This window comes from Mycoplasma sp. CSL7491-lung, assembly GCF_018913965.1.
Taxonomy (GTDB): domain Bacteria; phylum Bacillota_I; class Bacilli_A; order Mycoplasmatales; family Metamycoplasmataceae; genus Mycoplasmopsis.
Genome location: NZ_JAHMHG010000001.1, coordinates 111,908 through 132,324 on the forward strand (window position 1 = coordinate 111,908; position 20,417 = coordinate 132,324).

19 protein-coding genes and 2 tRNA genes are annotated in these 20,417 nt (G+C 26.3%); 17 read left to right on the forward strand and 4 right to left on the reverse strand.

Annotated features, from left to right (window positions below):
- Positions 1-65: 65 nt before the first annotated feature.
- The 7 genes from gmk (at position 66) to aspS (ending at position 7,144) form a co-directional block, all read left to right on the forward strand.
- Entirely contained in the window at positions 66-680 is a 615-nt protein-coding gene (gene gmk, locus KQ876_RS00495) for a guanylate kinase (protein ID WP_205852312.1), read from the forward strand.
- Positions 673-1,434 (forward strand): PP2C family serine/threonine-protein phosphatase, encoded by a 762-nt coding sequence (locus tag KQ876_RS00500; RefSeq protein WP_205852313.1) that lies wholly within the window; start codon positions 673-675, stop codon positions 1,432-1,434. The genes gmk and KQ876_RS00500 overlap by 8 nt, the downstream gene beginning before the upstream one ends.
- Positions 1,427-2,446, forward strand: a complete 1,020-nt coding sequence (locus tag KQ876_RS00505; RefSeq protein ID WP_205852314.1) for a serine/threonine-protein kinase — start codon at positions 1,427-1,429, stop codon at positions 2,444-2,446. Before KQ876_RS00500 ends, KQ876_RS00505 begins: the two co-directional genes overlap by 8 nt.
- A 1-nt stretch (position 2,447) precedes the next feature.
- Positions 2,448-3,281: a ribosome small subunit-dependent GTPase A gene (gene rsgA, locus KQ876_RS00510; protein ID WP_216489783.1), complete on the forward strand. Its 834-nt coding sequence runs from the start codon at positions 2,448-2,450 to the stop codon at positions 3,279-3,281.
- Between the two features lie 10 nt (positions 3,282-3,291).
- Positions 3,292-3,963 (forward strand): ribulose-phosphate 3-epimerase, encoded by a 672-nt coding sequence (locus tag KQ876_RS00515; protein WP_216489785.1) that lies wholly within the window; start codon positions 3,292-3,294, stop codon positions 3,961-3,963.
- 120 nt (positions 3,964-4,083) lie between these two features.
- Entirely contained in the window at positions 4,084-5,436 is a 1,353-nt protein-coding gene (hisS, locus tag KQ876_RS00520) for a histidine--tRNA ligase (RefSeq protein ID WP_205852468.1), read from the forward strand.
- Complete coding sequence (gene aspS, locus KQ876_RS00525; protein ID WP_216489788.1) at positions 5,429-7,144, forward strand: aspartate--tRNA ligase; 1,716 nt, start codon at positions 5,429-5,431, stop codon at positions 7,142-7,144. The genes hisS and aspS overlap by 8 nt, the downstream gene beginning before the upstream one ends.
- Before the next feature lie 111 nt (positions 7,145-7,255).
- Here the strand turns inward: aspS and KQ876_RS00530 are convergent.
- Positions 7,256-7,332: transfer RNA gene (locus KQ876_RS00530), tRNA-Arg, on the reverse strand.
- Between the two features lie 29 nt (positions 7,333-7,361).
- Positions 7,362-7,436, reverse strand: a tRNA-Cys gene (locus tag KQ876_RS00535).
- A gap of 278 nt (positions 7,437-7,714) precedes the next feature.
- Between KQ876_RS00535 and KQ876_RS00540 the strand changes: the two genes are divergently transcribed.
- A complete protein-coding gene (locus KQ876_RS00540) occupies positions 7,715-9,097 on the forward strand; it encodes a hypothetical protein (RefSeq protein ID WP_216489790.1) in 1,383 nt (460 codons plus the stop codon).
- 24 nt (positions 9,098-9,121) lie between these two features.
- Here KQ876_RS00540 and KQ876_RS00545 read toward each other — a convergent pair whose 3' ends face one another.
- Entirely contained in the window at positions 9,122-9,652 is a 531-nt protein-coding gene (locus KQ876_RS00545) for a PTS glucose transporter subunit IIA (RefSeq protein ID WP_205852321.1), read from the reverse strand.
- 193 nt (positions 9,653-9,845) lie between these two features.
- Here KQ876_RS00545 and mnmA point away from each other — a divergent pair, with 193 nt between their 5' ends.
- The 7 genes from mnmA to pnuC all read left to right on the forward strand — a co-directional run bounded on the left by mnmA (position 9,846) and on the right by pnuC (position 17,383).
- Entirely contained in the window at positions 9,846-10,970 is a 1,125-nt protein-coding gene (gene mnmA / locus KQ876_RS00550) for a tRNA 2-thiouridine(34) synthase MnmA (protein ID WP_216489792.1), read from the forward strand.
- Positions 10,971-10,986: 16 nt separating this feature from the next.
- The gene (alaS, locus tag KQ876_RS00555; RefSeq protein ID WP_216489794.1) at positions 10,987-13,611 is read left to right on the forward strand and encodes an alanine--tRNA ligase; all 2,625 of its coding nucleotides are present in this window, start codon (positions 10,987-10,989) and stop codon (positions 13,609-13,611) included.
- Positions 13,599-14,030, forward strand: a complete 432-nt coding sequence (gene ruvX / locus KQ876_RS00560) for a Holliday junction resolvase RuvX (protein WP_216489796.1) — start codon at positions 13,599-13,601, stop codon at positions 14,028-14,030. Before alaS ends, ruvX begins: the two co-directional genes overlap by 13 nt.
- Before the next feature lie 3 nt (positions 14,031-14,033).
- Entirely contained in the window at positions 14,034-14,693 is a 660-nt protein-coding gene (locus KQ876_RS00565) for a BC85_0335 family putative methyltransferase (RefSeq protein WP_216489798.1), read from the forward strand.
- Positions 14,694-14,735: 42 nt separating this feature from the next.
- Complete coding sequence (gene greA / locus KQ876_RS00570) at positions 14,736-15,221, forward strand: transcription elongation factor GreA (RefSeq protein ID WP_205852326.1); 486 nt, start codon at positions 14,736-14,738, stop codon at positions 15,219-15,221.
- Positions 15,222-15,272: 51 nt separating this feature from the next.
- Positions 15,273-15,818, forward strand: a complete 546-nt coding sequence (gene hpt, locus KQ876_RS00575) for a hypoxanthine phosphoribosyltransferase (RefSeq protein WP_205852327.1) — start codon at positions 15,273-15,275, stop codon at positions 15,816-15,818.
- Positions 15,819-15,907: 89 nt separating this feature from the next.
- Complete coding sequence (gene pnuC / locus KQ876_RS00580) at positions 15,908-17,383, forward strand: nicotinamide riboside transporter PnuC (RefSeq protein ID WP_216489800.1); 1,476 nt, start codon at positions 15,908-15,910, stop codon at positions 17,381-17,383.
- 25 nt (positions 17,384-17,408) lie between these two features.
- On the opposite strand, the gene pip is transcribed toward pnuC, so the two are convergent.
- A complete protein-coding gene (pip, locus tag KQ876_RS00585) occupies positions 17,409-18,341 on the reverse strand; it encodes a prolyl aminopeptidase (protein WP_216489802.1) in 933 nt (310 codons plus the stop codon).
- Positions 18,342-18,438: 97 nt separating this feature from the next.
- On the opposite strand from pip, the gene KQ876_RS00590 reads away from it, so the two are divergent.
- Positions 18,439-19,416, forward strand: a complete 978-nt coding sequence (locus KQ876_RS00590) for an aspartate--ammonia ligase (protein ID WP_216489804.1) — start codon at positions 18,439-18,441, stop codon at positions 19,414-19,416.
- 648 nt (positions 19,417-20,064) lie between these two features.
- A complete protein-coding gene (locus KQ876_RS00595) occupies positions 20,065-20,223 on the forward strand; it encodes a hypothetical protein (RefSeq protein ID WP_216489806.1) in 159 nt (52 codons plus the stop codon).
- The last annotated feature ends 194 nt before the right edge of the window (positions 20,224-20,417 follow it).

The window sequence follows — 20,417 nt, forward strand, 5'->3', positions numbered from 1 at the left end:
TGGTAAAAATATCAATTAAAATTTTAAGGTTTTTTATTTCGTAAAAATGTTATAATTATAGAAATATGAATAAGAAAAATGCGAGTAAATTATGCCCTATTATTATCTTTTCAGGGCCTAGTGGAGTTGGTAAAGGTACAATAGAAAGATTGTTATTTGAATTTGATGAGTTGAATTTATCTCTTTCTTGCTCTGCTACAACTAGAAAACCTAGAAATGGTGAATTAAATGGAGTTCACTATTATTTTCTTGACGTGGATACTTTTAGAGATAAAATTAAAAATCGTAAATTTATTGAATTTTCTTATCATTTAAATAATTACTATGGTACTCTGTATTCTGAATTAGATAAAATACATAATAAAAATAAAATACCAATGTTAGAAATAGAGACAACCGGTGTAAGACAAATAATAAATAAACTTTCACACCATTCCTTTAATAATAAATATAAATTGATTACAATTTTTGTTGCTCCACCTTCTATGGAAGATCTTAGAAGAAGAATTTTGATTCGTGGATCAGAAAACTCAAAAACCTTAAAGGATAGATTGTTAAAAGCTGAAATCGAAGTTTCTGAAGCAGATGAACTTTATAAGTATAAAATAATTAATGACATTCCCGAGAGAGCAGCTAATGAAATTAGGGAAATATTACATAAGGAGTTAGAACTTGATTAAAGAATATTTTTCAATTAGCGAAAAAGGAAATGTTCGAGAAAATAACGAAGATAAAGTTGAAGTATTCGGAAACGAATACTTCACTTTTGCTATATTGTGTGATGGTATGGGTGGGCACGATTTTGGTGAAATAGCTTCAGCTGTTACTATAACAACAATTAAAACTAACTTTATAAATTATTTTAAATATATTAATTCAGTTGAAACTAAAAACTTTTTTATCGAAGCAATAAATAAAGTTAAAATAGAATTTAAAAATATCGCTAATTTGGATATTTCGAAATCCAACATGGGAACAACTTTTGTTGGTGTTTTATATGTCAAAAAAGAAAATAAAATCTTCATTTTTAACATAGGTGACTCGAGAGCATATTTTTTAGACATCTTTGGAAACTTAACTCAAATAACTGAAGACCAAAATTATGGAAATTTATTACTTAAAGGCACAAAAAAAGAAATTGATTTAGATGTTAATTACACTTGAAAATATTTAACAAGCAGCATAGGTATAAACATGCCTACAACGATTCAATTTTTTGAGTTTAATACCGATAAAGTTGATATACTCACTAAAGTATTGTTGACCTCAGATGGTTTGCACGATTATGTTGATAAAGGAGATATTGAGTCTATTTTAAAAAAGGATAAACAATTGAGTCAAATAGCGAATACGTTGCTTGAAAAAGCTAAAATTAACGAATCAGATGATAATATGAGTTTAATACTTTTAGATTTCGGGGTTAAAAATGAATAGTAGTAATGATGAAACAATTAAAAGAACTGGTATAAGACCAGATTCTAAAATCAATGAAAAATATAAAATAATAAGATCTATTGGTAGCGGTGGTATGGGATCAGTTTTTCAAGTTAGAGTAAAAAATAGCGAAAAAAATATATCCTATGCTCTCAAATTCTTAAATAATATAGGTAATTCAATTTCAAGGGAAAGATTTAGAAACGAAGTGCAACTCTTAAAAAAAATAAATCATAAGCACATTCCTAAAATAATTGAAGATTATGAGGATGATTTTGAAAGTTATTATGTTATGGAATATATAGATGGAGAAACATTATATTCACTACTCAAAAAAACCAAAAGAATATCTATACATTTAGCTAATAATTATATTAGACAAATTGCCGAAACTTTAGGTGAATTACATTCTAGAAACATAATACATCGTGATTTAAAGTCACAAAATATTATGATTTCTAAAGATCATGACGTAAAAATTTTAGATTTAGGAATATCTGTATCTAGAGATACTAAAAAACTAACTAGGGAAAATTCGGTTGTTTGTTCTCCTTATTATGCTGCCCCTGAATTTTTAAATCCTAAATTGAAAAAAACAAAAGCGGTTGATATCTATAGTTTAGGTATTTTATATTTTGAAATGTTGACTGGAAATTATCCTTTTTCAGGAAAGACAGATGTCGAAACTATATTAATGCATAGAGATAAAGAATTTCCTGAACCTACTAAGTTTGTTGATTTACCAAATTCTGTTAGAAATATAATAATAAAGGCGACTGCTAAAGATCCTAAGGATAGATATAATGATGTTTGAGAATTTAGAAAAGATGTTAAAACTTCTTTAAATGAAGAGAGAAAAATCGAGAAATTAATTTCTATTAAGACGATTAAGCCTAAAAAAACTATAGAAGGATTCATCAATTCTCCAATTTTTCTTGGTGTTTCTTTGTTGCTTATTATTGTTTCTATATTAGTTGTAGTAATTTTGTTGAAAGTTTGAAATTTAATATAATATGCAAAAATTTATAGTACATGGAGTTGTTGCTGGCATTTATGAGTTATTTAAAGATAATAAAATAATCAAATTACCAGCAGCAGGAAGATTAAGGTATCAAGGAAAAAATCCTTTGGTTGGTGATAGGGTTATTGTTAAAGAAAACCAAATTGTAGATATTCTAGAGAGAAAAAACGAGTTAGTAAGACCTAAAGTTGCGAATATTGATAGAATTTTTATTTTTATGTCTATAGAAGAACCTAGTTTTAGCACATTTTTAATTGATAAATATATGTCTATTATTGAAAATAAAAATATTGAACCAATTCTATGCATTACTAAAATTGATTTAAATAATAATGAATCGAATAAGTACAAAGAAATTTACAAAAATATGGGCTATAAAGTTATTTTAGTTGATAATAACAACTTAAATATTGAACAATTTCACAATTTATTTAAAGGGAAATATTCGGTTTTTATGGGGCAAAGTGGAGTTGGGAAAACTACAACAATAAACAATCTTGGTGGATTTAATTTTGAAACAAATATTATTTCAAAATCTCTTGGTAGAGGAAAACATACTACTCGAGAGGTTCGCGCAATTCCATTACAAGAAGGCTTTTTGATTGACACTCCAGGTTTTTCATCGCTAAATTTAAACTTATCTCCAATTGAATTAGCACAAAGTTATAAAGTTTTTAGAGAACTTTCAAAAACATGTAAATATCGTAGCTGTTTACATGTTTATGAAAATTTTAAAGATTGCGCAATAAAACAAAATATAGATAACATAAAAATCACTGAAGAAAGATATAATAATTATTTAAAATTACAAAACGAAGTCAAATAAAGGAGAAAAAATGAAAAAATATGTTACACCTAGTTTGTTAAATGTAAATCCTGAAGAAAGATTGCAAATGGTAAATAAATTGATTGAAGAAGGAATACGATGAGTTCATTATGATGTAATGGATGGAAAATTTGTCGAAAATACCGCAATAACTGTTGAAGAAATTAAAAATATTAATAAAAATGGTAAAGGTCATATAAAAGATGCTCATTTAATGGTAGTTAATCCATATGATTATGTAGAAAAGTTGAAAAATGATGTTGATATTTTAACATTTCATTACGAGGCAATTGAAGATGATTTGGATAAATTTGATAATTTCTTAACTACAAATAAACACGAATTAAAAATTGGGTTAGCTATAAAACCCGACACACCCGTTGATTTAATTGAAAAATTTTTAGATAGACTTGCTTTAGTTTTGGTTATGTCTGTAGAACCGGGTAAAGGAGGTCAAAAATTTATTGATTCATCATTAGTTAAGATTTCACAATTGAAAAATATTAGACTTACTAATTTTTATGATTTCTTAATTCAAGTTGATGGCGGAATTAATGATTCAACAGGTCCTAAAGCCTTTAAAAAAGGTGCGGATGCGTGTGTTGCAGGAACATTTTTGATAAAAAATCCAACAAAAAATACAATCAACTCCATTTTAGGTAAAAAGTATTTTCAAAACTAATGATCTATTTTAAATAGATCCTTTTTATTTTAAATTTTAATTTAATAATTTTTAAATCAAAATAATATAAAATATATATAAATTAAATACATCATAAATTCAGTTTATTAAAGGAGAAAAATGATTAATAAAATAAAAGGAACAAAAGATTATAATTTTTTAGAGTTTGACATTAAACATATGATAACTTTAATATTTGAGGATATAGTTATAAAACATGGTTTTAATTTTGTTGAAACACCTATTATTGAATATAAAAATCTTTTTGTTCGTTCGATGCAAGAATCAGAAATTGTAAATAAAGAAATATATGAATTTAAGGACAAATCTGAGCGCGAAATTTCATTACGTCCAGAAGGAACCGCACCTTTTGTTCGTGCCTATATTGAAAACAAATGACAGCAAGATACTATTCAAAAATTCGCATATATTCAGCCTATGTTTAGATATGAGCAGCCACAAAAAGGTAGATATCGTCAGTTTTATCAAGCGGGAATCGAACATGTTGGCGAAAAATGTTATTTAAAAGACGCTGAAGCTATAATTGTTGCACATGAAATTTTAGAATATCTAGAAGTTGAACATAAAATTTTGATAAACACAATCGGAGATAAAGAGTCACGAAAAAAATATGAACTTGCATTAGTAGAATATTTTAAAAAACATCTAAATGAATTAAGTGAAGTTTCGCAAAAAAGAGTTTCAACTGGCAAAGTACTTAGAATTTTAGATGATAAGAACGATTCGAAGAAAGATGTTGTAATAAAAGCTCCTAAAATTTATAATTATTTAACCGAAGATTCAAAAGAATATTTTAAAAAATTAAAAGATACTTTAGATAGATTCGGTATCGAATATGAAGTTTCTCCACAACTTGTTCGTGGTTTAGATTATTATGACGAAACAGTTTTTGAATTAGTATCTACTAGCGAAATGTCCGGTTCACAATCTACTCTAATCGGAGGTGGAAGATACTCTAATTTAATTCATGAATTGGGTGGTCCAAAAGACTTATCGAGCATAGGTTTTGGTATGGGAGTTGATCGAGTTATTGATGTCATTAGAAATAAATATATTGAAAGAACTAATTTTAACGAAGAGATAAATTATGTTGATGTTTTTGTTTCTAGTTCATTAGGTGGACAAAGTAAAAATCAATTATTTGATTTAACATATAAACATTTAGTGCAGGTGTTGAATAATGTTCATTTTGAGTATTCGACATTAAAACCAAAAAAAGTTTTCGAGAAAGCAAAGAAACGTAATGCAAGTATTTTGATTTATGATGATATTAAAAACGAAGAAAATTTATTAACTGCAAAAAACTTACAAACTAATGATAAAATAATATTTTCATTTAATAACCAAGGAATAGCTGATTTACTAAGATTTATCGAAGAATGTGATATTTCTGATTTAGATGTTAACAATATTGAGAATTATATTGAGGAGAACCTACTTAAAGATGAATAAGACAATTAAAAATAATGAGTTAAGATTGACTGATGTAGACAAAGAAGTCGTTTTATATGGTTGAGTTGCTAATAAACGTAAATTTGGTGAGTTGAGTTTTGTTGATCTAAGAGATAAACACGGCATCACACAATTAGTATTTAAAGGTGATATAAAATTTAATAAAGAAAGTGTTTTAAAAGTTAAAGGTATTGTAGTTGAAAGAAAGGATAAAAATCCTAACTTAGAAACAGGAGATATTGAAATTAACGTTTTAGAATATGAAGTTTTATCTTTATCTAAAGAACAATTACCTTTTCAAATCAGAGATGATATTGACACAAAAGAAGAATTGAGACTTAAATATCGCTTTTTAGATTTAAGAAGACCTATAATGCAAAAAACAATTGCAGTTAGAAATAAATTTATTTTTGCCATTAGAGAATACTTACAAAACATAGATTTTACTGAAATAGAAACTCCGATTTTATCTAAAGCAACTCCTGAAGGTGCACGTGATTTTTTAGTTCCAACACGTAATTATAGTTCTTTTTATGCTTTACCGCAAAGTCCTCAGTTATTTAAACAATTATTAATGATATCCGGATTTGAAAAATACTTCCAAATAGCACGTTGTTTTAGAGATGAAGATTCACGTAAAGATAGACAACCTGAATTTACACAATTAGACATTGAAACAAGTTTTTTAGATGTAGAAACATTTCAAGGACATATTGAAAAAATGTTTCAATATGCATTTAAGAAAGTTTTAAATATTGATTTAAAAATACCTTTTGATCGCGTCGAATATGATCAATGTATTAGAGATTATGGTTCAGATAAACCTGACTTTAGATTTGATAATAAGATTGTAGACGTTAAAGAATTTTTTGAAGGCTCTGATTTTAACATTATTTCAAGTGCTGAATCTGTTAGAATGTTAAGAATTGATGAATTAATCAACAAAAAAGATCATAAAAAATTAGAAGAAATAGCAAAGAAAAATAAAGCTAATGCTCTATTTTATTTTGTTGTAGAAAATAATCAAATATTATTAACTAATTTTGCTTCTAAAGCCCAAGAATATGTAGATAAATTAATTAATTCACAAAAAATTAAAGATGGTTCATATTTAATCGTTGCTAACAAATATGAAAATGCTTCACAAGCATTAGGAGCATTACGTGTAGAATTAAATTCTTGATTTAATTGAGCTAACGAAGATGAATTTAATTTTAAATGAGTAGTTAAATTCCCTATGTTTGAATATAATGAAGAAAATGATTCATGAGCCGCTGCACATCACCCATTTACACAGTTTGATCACTCTTTAGAAGAAATAGATAAAATAGATAAATCACTTATTAAGGCAAAAAGTTATGACTTAGTAATGAATGGATTCGAATTAGGTTCTGGATCTGCTAGAATACATCAAAAGGAAGTTCAAGAAAAGATGTTTGACTTAATTAATCTAACAAAAGAACAACAACAAGCAAAGTTCGGATTCTTCTTAAAAGCCTTAGAATATGGAGTTCCACCACATTGTGGAATTGGTTTAGGAATTGATCGTATTATTATGTTAATTACAAAACATAAAACAATTAGAGATGTTATTGCGTTTCCTAAAAATTCAAGAAATGAAGATTTGTTCACCGAAGCACCTTCGAGTGTTGATGAAGAACAATTAAATGAATTATTTTTACAAACAAAACCAGCAAAACAAAATTAATTATAAAATCAAAAAAATACTTTTTCGCTTTGAGAAAGTATTTTTTTGATAAAAAAATCTCTATGAAATTTAGTAATCATAGAGATTTTTAATTTGGTGAAATAAATCAAATGGCGCGCCCGGCAGGAGTCGAACCCGCAACCTTTAGGGCCGTAACCTAACACTCTGTCCAATTGAGCTACGGGCGCTTTTTTTTAATACTAATATAATTAAATTTTGGAGGCACCAACGGGATTCGAACCCGTAATCAAAGTTTTGCAGACTCATGCCTTGGCCATTTGGCTATGGTGCCGTTTAAATAATTAGCAAGATTATTATATAACATTTTTTAAATTTATAAAATAAATAATTTTATATTAATTTTAAGTGGTTTTCAATTTTATTTTCGAAAAGTTTATTTTCATAAAATAAAATTGAATATTTAAATGTTTTTTATTAAATTAAATAAAAGATTTAAATATTTTTCATTATCAAAAAAACATATTAGTGGTTAAAGATGCATAAAAATATTGCTAAAACATCATTTTTATATAATTTCTATGAAAAAATAAGAAGGGAAAAGTAATCAAAATGAAAATAAAATTTAAAAATATATTACTAGTTTCGACAATTTTAACGGCGGCAACACCTTTAAGTATTTCTTGTTCTAGTCAGCAAAATGACAAAAAGGTTGATAAAACAAATGCAAGCGAAACAAACATCGAAAAAACTAATGAAACAAACGCAAGCGAAAAAAACATCGAAAAAACTAATGAAACAAATGCAAGCGAAACAAACAGTGAAAAAACTAATGAAACAAATAATTCTTCAAATGGCGTAACCAATGAAGAATCTATGATAACTGAATTTTTATCATTAAAAGATGAAACGAAATTTAGAGAAATGGTTGTTAATTATTACAAAGAAAAGAAACCTAAAAACGTTGAAGAGACCGGAATTTTAATTCAAGGCTATAATTTACATAAAGATGAAAACAAAAATAATGGTGCACCTTTTTATGGTTTAAAAGGTATGAGCGACAGCGAAAATAATATAATTTTTGTAATTAAAGATGGTCTTAATGTTAATGATTTTGAGTTAATCAAAAAAGACCCTGAATCAGTGATTAAAAAGGATGACCAAAATAAAAAATGATTGATTAACATAAAATTAAAATACAAAAATGTCGATAAGATTCAAACATTTGAAATACCATTTGGTAACGAAATTGAAGAAACAAAAAATATAAATTCAAACGAAGCAAATGAGGGTAGTTCAAACGAAAGTGCCGGTACAGGAAATTCATCTTCAGAAACTACAACAACAGAACCAAACGAGGGTAGCGCAAACGAAAGTGCTGGTACAGAAAGTACTCCTGCAACCACAACAACAGAAACAGGCGATGGTAGTGTCTCAAACGAAAGTGCTGGTACAGAAAGTTCACCTGAAACTACAACAACTAAACCAAACGAGGGTAGCGCAAACGAAAGTGCTGGTACAGAAAGTACTCCTGCAACCACAACAACAGAAACAGGCGATGGTAGTGTCTCAAACGAAAGCGCCGGTACAGAAAGTTCATCCGAAACTACAACAACAGAAATTTCGAAAGATTCTAAAGAAGAAAGTACAATAATAGAAGGAACAGAAGAAGAAAGAACTAAATATTTTGAGTTAGATAAAGAAAAGTTTTATTTAAAGTATAAAGAAAAATCATCTGATAAAAAATCTGTAAATAAAATGCAACTTTATAAAGTTGGTAGCAACTCCTTTTATGGTGTAAAAGGAGGAGGAAACGGAAAAGATAATAGAATTTTACTTTTAAAATCCGACACAGATTCAAGTGTAACATTTAAAAGCAATAAAAAGATAGATTTATCAAAAGAAGGAAATAAATTTATTTTTACAGTTATTCTTTTGGTTAATAATGAACAAAAGTCATTTAAATTTGAAATTGAAGAAAAAACTGATAATTAAAAAAGAGCGGTGGCTCTTTTTTAATTATTCAACATTAACTACAGGTTGTAACATTTCTAATTTATCACCTGTTTTGTAATTATTTAAAATATTCAATGTATTTGTGTTTGATTCTGGTAGAACTACAACCATTGTTGTTGTATCTAAATTATTTTCATTTAATACATCAAGATTAACGCTAACAAGAGGTTGACCTTTAGAAACAGAATCGCCAACATTTACCAAGGTTTCAAAACCTTTACCATCTAAACCAACAGTTTCAATACCTATATGAATTAATACATTTATCCCTTTGTCGTTTACTATACCTATGGCGTGCTTTGAAGGGAAAACTAATTTAATTGAACCATCAATTGGTGAAAGAATATCAATTAAACCTTCTTTTTCTTCTAATTCTACTGCAAAACCATTACCCATTGCTAATGAACTAAAGGCGGGATCTTTAACATCAGTTAATTTAACATATTTCCCGTTTGCTACAGGGTATAATTCTGTTAATTTAGATTCGTTTTTTTCTTCAAATTTGCTAAATATTTTCTTTAATTTTTCAAACATAAATATCCTTTCTAATGATTAACTATTATACATTTTTAATTACTTTTTAATTCTATTGAATAAAATATTTAAAAAAATATTTTTATAATTAATTTTTTGATATTAAAAAAGTAAGTTTTTTATTATAATTTAAATAATATTATTATTTTATAATAAATTTAGATTTTTTATAAAATCTTTGAAACGAGGCTAAATGAATAAAAAAAATATTAAAGTTGTAATTGGTATGAGTGGTGGTGTTGATTCATCAGTTGCTGCGTATTTATTAAAAAAAGAAGGTTACGATGTTGAAGGTTTATTCATGCGTAATTGAGATTCAATAGTTAATAATGATATTTTAGGTAATAAAGAAATAAATAATGAAATTTGTACACAAGAAATGGATTATCATGATGCTCAGCTAGTTGCAGATAAGTTAGGCATTAAATTACATAGAGTAGATTTTGTTGCAGAGTATTGAAATAATGTTTTTCAAAACTTTATCGATGAATATAAAAAAGGAAGAACTCCAAACCCAGATATTTTGTGTAATAAATTCATAAAATTTAACGCATTTGCTAAGTATGCATTTAGTGTTTTAAAAGCAGATTATATTGCCATGGGACACTATGCGCATGTATTGGATGGTCGTTTGTATAGAGCTAAAGATCAAAACAAAGATCAAACTTATTTTTTATCACAATTAACACACGAGCAACTTAAGAAAGTTAAAATGCCATTGTGGAATTTAGAAAAAACTGAAATAAGAGAAATTGCTAAGGAGCAAAATTTAGCAACTGCATCCAAAAAAGATTCTACTGGTATTTGTTTTATTGGTGAACGTAATTTTACTCAATTTTTGCAAAATTACATTCCTGCTCAAAGTGGAGATATAGTTGATATAACTACTCAAAAAGTTGTTGGAAAACATGTAGGTTCTTTTTATTACACAATTGGACAACGTAAGGGATTAAATTTAGGCGGTATGAGCGAACCATATTATGTTTGTGGTAGAGATGTTCGTAAAAATATAATATTTGTAGCACCTAACTCTAGACCTGAATTTTTAAAGTCCGATGCATTAATAGCTTCTGGTTACACATTTAACCATGATGATTATAATTTAGATAATTTAACAGCAAAATTTAGATATAGACAAGTAGATGTTCCTGTGAGGTTAGAAATTTTAGATGAAACAAGAATAAAAGTTTATTATCCACAAAAATCGCTTGCTGTTACACCTGGACAACAAGTTGTTTTATACGATGGAGAAAAATGCATTGGTGGTGCAACAATAGATGAAATTTATATCGATGATAAAAAAATCGAATATATTTAAAAGTTAAGAGGTTAATATGAATTCAAAATTAATTAGAGAAAAATGACTTAGTTTTTTTGAGTCAAAAGGTCATTTTATACAACCTTCAAAAAGTTTGGTTCCTCAAAATGATCCATCACTTTTATGAGTTAATAGTGGTGTAGCTACTTTAAAAGATTATTTTTCTGGAAAAAAAATACCACCTTCAAAGAGAATTGCTAACTCACAGAAATCAATTCGTACAAATGATATCGAAAATGTTGGTATTACAGCAAGACACCATACTTTTTTTGAAATGTTAGGGAACTTTTCTATTGGTGATTATTTTAAAAAAGAGGCAATTGAATTTGCGGCTGAATTTTTAATTAATGAATTGAAGTTAGAAAAGGACAAATTATACTTTACCTACTATTTTGAAGATTTAGAAACTAAAAAAATATGAATTGAACAAGGTTTTGATGAATCACATATGATACCCGGGAATAAAGATACTAATTTTTGAGAAGTTGGCTCTGGACCTTGTGGCCCTAATACAGAGATTTTTTATGATCGTGGTGAAAAATATGATTCAAGAGGAATTGAATTACTTAAAGAAGATTTAGAAAACGATAGATACATTGAAATTTGAAATATAGTTTTTTCAACTTTTAATTCTGACGGAAATGGTAATTATACCGAATTAAAACAAAAAAATATTGATACTGGTGCTGGTTTAGAACGTATAGTATCAATATTACAAGATGCACCAACCAATTTTGATACTGATTTATTTTTACCGATAATTCATAAAATAGAAGAGTATACAACTCAAAAATATGTTATTGAAAATTATTTTGATAAAGATCCTATTCAAACAGAAATTAATACTAATTTTAAAATAATTGCAGATCACATGAGAACTGTTGTTAACGCTCTTGCTGATGGTGCTAAACCTTCAAATACTGGTCGTGGTTATATCTTAAGAAGATTAATTAGACGTAGTTCTTACAAAGCAATTTCGCTTGGTATAAATGATTTATTTTTATATAAATTAGTTAAAGTTGTTAAAGAAACTTTACCTTTTGAGTATGAGACAAAAAGAATTGAAGAAATTATTAAACAAGAAGAAATAACTTTCTTAAAAACAATTGATAATGGTAAAAAATTATTAGATAAATACATAGATGAGAATGTTAAAGTGTTTCCTGGTGATGTTGCTTTTAAACTTTTTGAAACATACGGATTTCCAATTGAGTTAACAACAGAAATTCTTGAACAAAAAAATATTTCTATTGAAACAGAATCGTTTGAAGAAGCCAAATTAAAACATTCAGAAGCAAGCAAACACTCTAAAGTGTCTGGTATGGATAAAGTTATTAACTCATTAACAATAATTAAATCAAAAGTAGATAAATTTATTGGTTATACTAATCTTGAATCAGAAAGCAATATTTTGTATTTGTTAAATATTGAAAACGAAATAGATTATTCAGACCAAATAAGCTATGTCGTATTGGATGAAACTCCTTTTTACGCAACAAGTGGTGGTCAAAAACATGATAGAGGTTACATACAACAAGGTAATAATAAAATTTTAATTTTAGATGTATTTAAAGATAAATTCGGGAATCACATTCATAAAGTAGAAGGTACAATAGATAAAAAAATACCAGTACACTGTTATGTAGATCCTGTAATTAGACTAGGATTAGAAAGAAACCATTCAGGTACACACTTATTATTCCGTGCTTTAAGAGAGGTTTTAGGAAATGAAGTTAAACAGTTAGGTAGTGATAACAATGAAGAAAGATTAACTTTTGACTTACCTTCTGAAACTAAACCTACCGAAGAACAAATAGAAAGAGTTGAAGAGTTAGTGCGTAGTTTTATTGCTCAAAAGGCTAATCGTGAATATTTAATGATGTCTACAGAGCAAGCTAAACAAATGGGTGCAATCATGACATTAGAAGAAAATGAATATATGGATCCTAATTTTGTAAGAATTGTTGAATTTGAAAACATAACTGCCGATTTATGTGGTGGGACACACTTATCTAACACAGAGAAGCTTGAAAACTTTAAAATAACTAATGTTGAGAAAAAGGCGGCAGGAGTTTATAGAATTAGAGCAATTTCTTCAAATTTATTAGTTGATGAGTTTTTAGAGGACCAAAAAAATCAACTTATTGTTGAAGTTGATAACTTAATAGAACGTAATGCAAAGTTGGATTCTAATTATCAATTCAACCTAGAAATACCTGATGATAATGAAGATGCTATTAAATATTTAAAAAATATAAGCAATTTAATACGTAACGATTATGTTTCTATAATGAAGAAACAAGAAAATGATTTTAGTTTTGATTTTGATAATATAGAAAAAGAAATCATAGATAATAAAGAGTTGATTTATTTAGAAGATATCGATAAAAAAACAATTAAGAATATCGGAACAACTTTAAGAGAAAAAAATATTAATTCTTTAGTTATTGCAATTTCTGATGATTCTAATCCTATGTTAGTAGTTTCATCAAAAAAATATGATTCAAAATATATTGCAACTCAAATTTTTGATAAATTTAACGGAAAAGGTGGTGGAAATTCTATTTTAACAATGGGGAAAATAGAATCAAAAGATAAAGTTAAAGACTTTGTAATTGAAAGTTTAAAATGAGAAAATTAGGGTTAGATTTAGGGATAAAATCCTGTGGTTTCGCAATTACCGATGAGAGTGAAATAATTTCTTCATCAATTGAAAATTTTATGTTTGAAGAAAATAATTTTAATTTAGTAATTGAAAGAATAAAGTATTATCTATCCATTTATAAAATAGATGGTTTTGTGTTAGGTTATCCTCTTAAAATAAGCGGAGATAAAAGCGACAGAACTTTAATGGTTGAAAAATTTAAAATTTTACTTGAGAAAAATTTTGAAATTCCAGTCATGCTCGTTAATGAACAATATTCTACAAAAAGAGCTAAAGAAATTTTAAAACAAGGTGGCTTAAATACTACAAAAAGTAAAAAATATAAAGATAGTTTAGCGGCCCAAATTATCTTAAACGATTATTTAGATTATTACAAGCATAAGTGAGGTAAATAATTAATGACTTGAACACCTACTAATATTGGTTTAGCTATCTCTGCAGTTGTTGTATTTATAATAGGAATAGTGGTTTATGTAGGTATTAATATTTGAGCAAAAAAAATCAGAAATAATTTTATCAATAAATCTAGACAAGAAACATTAATTAAAATTGAAAGTTTAAGAAACGATATTGGAACTTTACCTTTTGAATTAAAAGATAAATTAAAATCCAAAACAGATGATTTAGATATTGAAGGTATTATTAATACTGTTTATCTAAATAAATATCAAGATGTGTTGGTTATTTCTGAAAATGATATTTTTCCTAACATAGCAATAAGCGAAAAAACTACAGCCAAAAACTATTATTTAATTAACAATTTTGATTTTGATAAATTTACAAAAATTAGAGATAATAATCCCGAAGATGTTACAAAACCACTTTTTCTTTATAATAATGAATTATTAGATTTAATAGTAGTTTTTAAGGAAAATAAAAATATTTTCGATTTATATAAAGATTATTTTAATAAACTAAATAAAGATGGAATGTTAGTTTTTAATTTAAAAAAAATAAAGAATTCTGAAATTAATAATTTAATTAATGAATTAAAAACTAAAAATATAAAATATGAAGTTTCACACATAACTAATAAATATCTTTTTATTGTTAAATAAACTTTATTGTATAATAATATTAATAATTAGAGGAGTTTCCAGATGAATGATGATAAAAAAATAATTTACTTATCAATTGAAAAGTATAATGAGTATAAAAAAGAGTATGAACAATTAATTAATGTTGAACGTAAATCTGTGCAAGAAGCTTTAAAAGAAGCTCGTGCACAAGGTGACTTGTCAGAAAATGCTGAGTATGATGCGGCAAGAGAAAGACAAGGTATTGTTGAAGCTCGTATTTCAGAATTAGAAAATATTTTAGATAATTCTAAAATTATAGAGTCTAACTCAGATAAACAAGATAATAGAATTGGTATAAATTCACAAGTTACATTTTTGATTTTAGAAAAAAATGAAACAAAAACTGTTATGATTACAGGTTCACACGACGCAGATCCGTTTCAAAATAAAATTTCAACATTTAGCCCATTGGCGGTTGCTATGTTGAACCATGAAATTGGTGATGAGGTTGAAGTTGAAGGTGTTAAGAAATTTACAATTAAAATTATGGATGTTAAACACTTATAATATAAAGTCGTATTTTAATATGGCTTTTTTTATAAAAAGAAAGGATATAAAATGAATAAACACCCAAAAATAAAGAAGATATTATTTGATGAAGAATTTGTAAATAATAAAATAAAAGAAGTTGCAAAATGAGTTAATCAAACTTACAAAGATAGCGAAAATTTAATAATAGTAGCCTTATTAAAAGGTTCTATTCCCTTTTTAGCCGAATTAATTAAACATGTTAATGTTGATCATGAAATCGATTTTATAACAGCAAGCAGTTATAGTGGCCATCACGCTTCTAGCGGAAGTGTTAAAATCATTATGGATTTAGCTCAAGACATAAAAGGTAAAGATGTTTTGATAGTCGAAGATATTATAGATAGTGGTATTACACTTGATAAAATAAAAAAAATGCTGTTAAATCGTGAGCCAAAGACTTTTAAAATAGCAACTTTAATGGATAAACCACAAAATCGTAAAGTTAATTTAGAGGCAGATTGTTATGGGTTTGCAGTACCTAATGAATTTTTGGTAGGTTTTGGACTTGATTATCAGGAAAAATTTAGAAATTTACCATACATCGGAATACTAGATGAAAAATATATAAAATAATTATTAGAAATTAGCATAAAAAACATTTTTTTATCAAATAAACCCGTTTTTTATGCTTTTTTACCTTTTTATAGTATAATAATTTAATTATGTATATAAATATAATTAAAAGGATAATTGTAGCAATAATTATAATATTTTTAGGGTTTAACACGTTATATTCGTTTGACTACAAAACATGAATATGAGAGTTTGGTAGTGTATGGCAAAAGGTGATTGGTGTTAGCGTTTCACTTTCTGCACTATTGGGAGTATTATCTGTTATTGCTTTTTCTAATCATAAAAAAATAGGGTATCCGCTAGGTATTCTTAATGCATTATTATTTTCATTATTTGCGTTTTCTTTTAAAATACCATTAGATGCTTTTATCAACTTATTTATCTATATACCGATATTAATTTTTACCTATTTTAAAACAACAAGAATTATTAAGAATAATAAAAACTTCGAATTTTTTAGATCTAATATTTATTCAACCACTTTTTTTGTTTTTTTAACAATTTTGATGAGCGTATTATTCTATTATGTAACTCCGTTATTGCACGAAGAAATATTAATTTTACTAAATCAATTTGATAAGACACAAATATACGGAACAAACTTTAACTATTATCAAGCGGCAATAATATTAAATTCTCTAATTAACGCATTATCAATTATAGCGTTAATTATGATGCTTTTAGGTTTTAGAGATTCATGACCAGTTTGAATCCTTAAAAATATACTTTCTTTCATTTTTTTTGGAGGAGTAGGGTTTTTAAATTGGACAACTATGATAATTAATATTATTTATATGTTATTATCAATTTATTTCTACTTAGTAACAACTAATAAACAAAATGTAAAAATTGCATTTATTGGAACAAGTGGTAGCGGTAAAGAAGTACTTATAGATAAATTAAATCCTTATTTTAACTATAATAAATTTACTAAATTCGAAGATTTTAAGGAAAACTCACAAGAGTACATAGATTATATAAATAACCTTAAAACTAATAGTTATAAATTTCATAAGGATATCTTTAGATGCAGATTAAAAGAAATTAAAAAGATGCAAGTTAATACAATTAATATAATGGACGGGCACATGATTGAAGATTTTATTTATCCAGAAATTAATATTAAGTTAAACAACTTTTCAAGTAAACAAAAGTGATATTGAAAATTTTGAAAAATGAAATACCTAGTCTCTCTTGCATTGCAAGAAAAATTAGATTATATATTTGTCATAACTAAGGATTTCAAAACAACTAATATAAATCGCTTGTTTGGAGTCAAAAACGCAACTACTGAGTTAGAAAGATCTAGATGAAGTGCCGAAATTAATAATACTCATTTTTTTGAAGAAGTTCATAATTTTTATTTAACTGACAATAATTTATCTCCTTATTTATTAAATTTAGTTAAGAAGTACTCAAAAAATGTTGTTCATATACACAACACAAACGCTGATGTTGCATCAGGTATTATAATCAATAAAATAGACATACTAATCAATAAAAAAACTTCGTCTAATATTAAAAAAATTATCTTTAATTTAAAAAAATTTTTCAAATTCAAATAATAAAAAATATCTAGTTGAAATATAACTAGATATTTTTTAAAATTTCCATTATTTTATTTCAAATAGGCGGTTCGCTTGTTGAGTGGCTAGCTGAATCTACTAGGTATAATTTTGAATTTTTAATTTTTTTATGTAATAAATATGCACCAATTGGTCTACAATCAATATCTTGTCTTCCATGAACTATATAAGTTGGTATTGACGATAGTTTGTGTGCATTTTCTAAAATATAATTATCACTTTCTAAAAAGCTTTTATTAACAAAATAATGAGTTTCCATTAGAGCAATTGCTCTATTATTATCAATTTGATCTTGTGTTAAATTTGCTTGTGGAACAAAGGTTTTAATCGAAACAAGAGCACTTTCTCAATTTGAAAAAGTTGTTGCAACTTTGTTTAATTTATTGATGTCTACTTCGTTTTTAAGTGCGTAATAATATTTTTCTAAATTATTTTTACCCGTATATTTTAGTATTATATTTTTATATTCTTCATATAAATCAGGGTAAAAGTCACTTGCTCCGTTCTCTTCGTATAAATAGTCAACATCTTCCTGACGCCCCAAAAATACCGCTCTTAATAATATTTGACTAACATTATTTGTGTATTTAAGCGCATACATTAAACTTAATGTAGTTCCTCAACTACCACCAAATAGCATTATTTTTCCTAATTGTAGATGATTTCTTAATTTTTCAATATCATCAACTAATTCGTTTGTGTTATTTTCTTGTAGTTCTAAAAAAGGTGTACTTAATCCGCATCCACGTTGATCCATAAATATAATCATAAATTTATTTTGGTCAAATAATTCTAAAAGTTTATAATGACTACCACCACCTGGTCCGCCGTGTACTACAAAAACAGGTTTTCCTTTTAAATTCCCATATATTTTATAATGAATTTTATGTAAACTAGATACATTTAAAAAGTAAGATTTATTTGTTTCAATTTTCATTTTTCTCCCTTGCAATCATGCATATTAATTATTTTTGTATATGTGATTACACTATATAATATTATATATAAAACAAAATTAGGATAAAAGGAAATATATGTATAAGTCAAAATTAAATATAAGAGAAACTCAAAGTGCTATTCAAGATCTGAAAGCACATTTTCAAGAAGGTCTTAAAAAAGAGTTAAATTTAACAAGAGCAACTGCCCCATTATTTGTTTCTAAAAAATCCGGATTAAATGATGGTTTAAACGGAGAAGCTCCGGTTAAATTTTTACCAAAAGATTCAACAACAGAATTACAAATAGTCCACTCACTTGCAAAATGAAAAAGACAAGCTTTATTTGACTATCATTTCGAAACATACGAAGGTTTATATACAGATATGAATGCAATTAGACGTGAAGAAGATTTAGATGATACCCATTCATATTATGTTGATCAATGAGATTGAGAAAAAATAATTACTGCTAAAGATAGAAATGTTAATTTTTTAAAAAATATTGTTAATAAAATTTACAACTGTGTAAAAGAAACAAAAAAATATATTAATGAAAAATATAATTTGCAAGAAGTTTTTGCAAACGATGTATTTTTCGTTAGTTCACAAGAATTAGAAAATATGTTTCCTAATTTAACTCCTGAACAAAGGGAAAATGAGTTAGCAAGAGAAAAAGGCACTATTTTTGTTTATCAAATTGGTTGACCTATGATGTCTGGAGTAGTTCAATCTAAAAGAGCATTTGACTATGATGATTGAAAATTAAATGGAGATTTAATAATTTATGCTCCTTGAAAAAATAAAGCAATAGAATTGTCGTCTATGGGTATACGTGTGGATAAAAATTCTATAATAGCTCAATCAAAAATGAGTGAAGAAGAAGTTAAATTCATTTCAGAGTTCCACAAAGGTATAGTAGAAAACACTTTACCACTCACAATTGGTGGTGGAATTGGTCAAAGTAGACTAAGTATGTTAATGCTAGAAAAACAACATATTGGTGAAGTACAGTCATCATACTGACCAAAAGAAATGAAAGAAGAACTAAAAAAAGAAAACATTCATTTATTATAAAAAAACGAACAAAATTTATGTTTTGTTCGTTGCTAAATTGTAATTTCAAGTACAACACAATTAATATAAAATATAGTTGTGGAACACTTGAAATTTTTTAATAAAAAAATGGCTCCACATGAACCGAGTAACCATATGGATTATATAACAGAAAATTACAATCAAAAAATATAGAAAGTGTCAATCTTTTGTAATAAGTAGACTCAATCTAAGATATACTTAAATTGTTTAAATGATTAAAACAACAAAAATAGAATAAATAATATTAAAATAATGAAAGAACAATAAAAGTATGATAATTTTTAAAAAAAACAAATACAATACATTGTTTTTTGAAAATTATTATAAGGAACTATGAAATTAAGGTAGGTTAATAACATTAAAATATAATGTATCCATAGTAAAATCGAAAACAAAAAATTGGCTTTAACCTGTTTTGCTGTTAGTCTCCAAAATAAATAAAATTTGCATTTAAAACACATTTAAAAGTGTTTAAATTAATAGTATATATGATTTAATTCAAGTTATTAAAAAAGGGTTAGTAATTTAGTTTAAATTATTGAGCATTTAGGAGGGTTATGTTAAACAGTACCATACAAAATATAGATTTTAAAGATTTAATTAAGCAATTTCAAAAAGAAAAAAACAATGTTTATAGATGCAGTTATTACAGATCCTCCTTATAACATTTCGAGAAAAAATAATTTCAAAACTATCGGAAGAAGTGGAATAGATTTCGGAGAATGGGATTATAGTTTTAATCAAACCGACTGAATTATACAAGTTGCACCATACATTAAAAAATAGGTTCTATTATTATTATTTTTAATGATTATAAAAATGATTATAAAAATTTTGGTGAAATATGTTATTGCTCGGAAAAATTAGGTTTTAAAATAAAAGATTTGATGAGATGGGTTAAAAGCAATCCTGTGCCTAGAAATACTAATAGAAGATATGTTAGAGATTACGAATTCGCTATATGAGCAGTAAAACCCGGG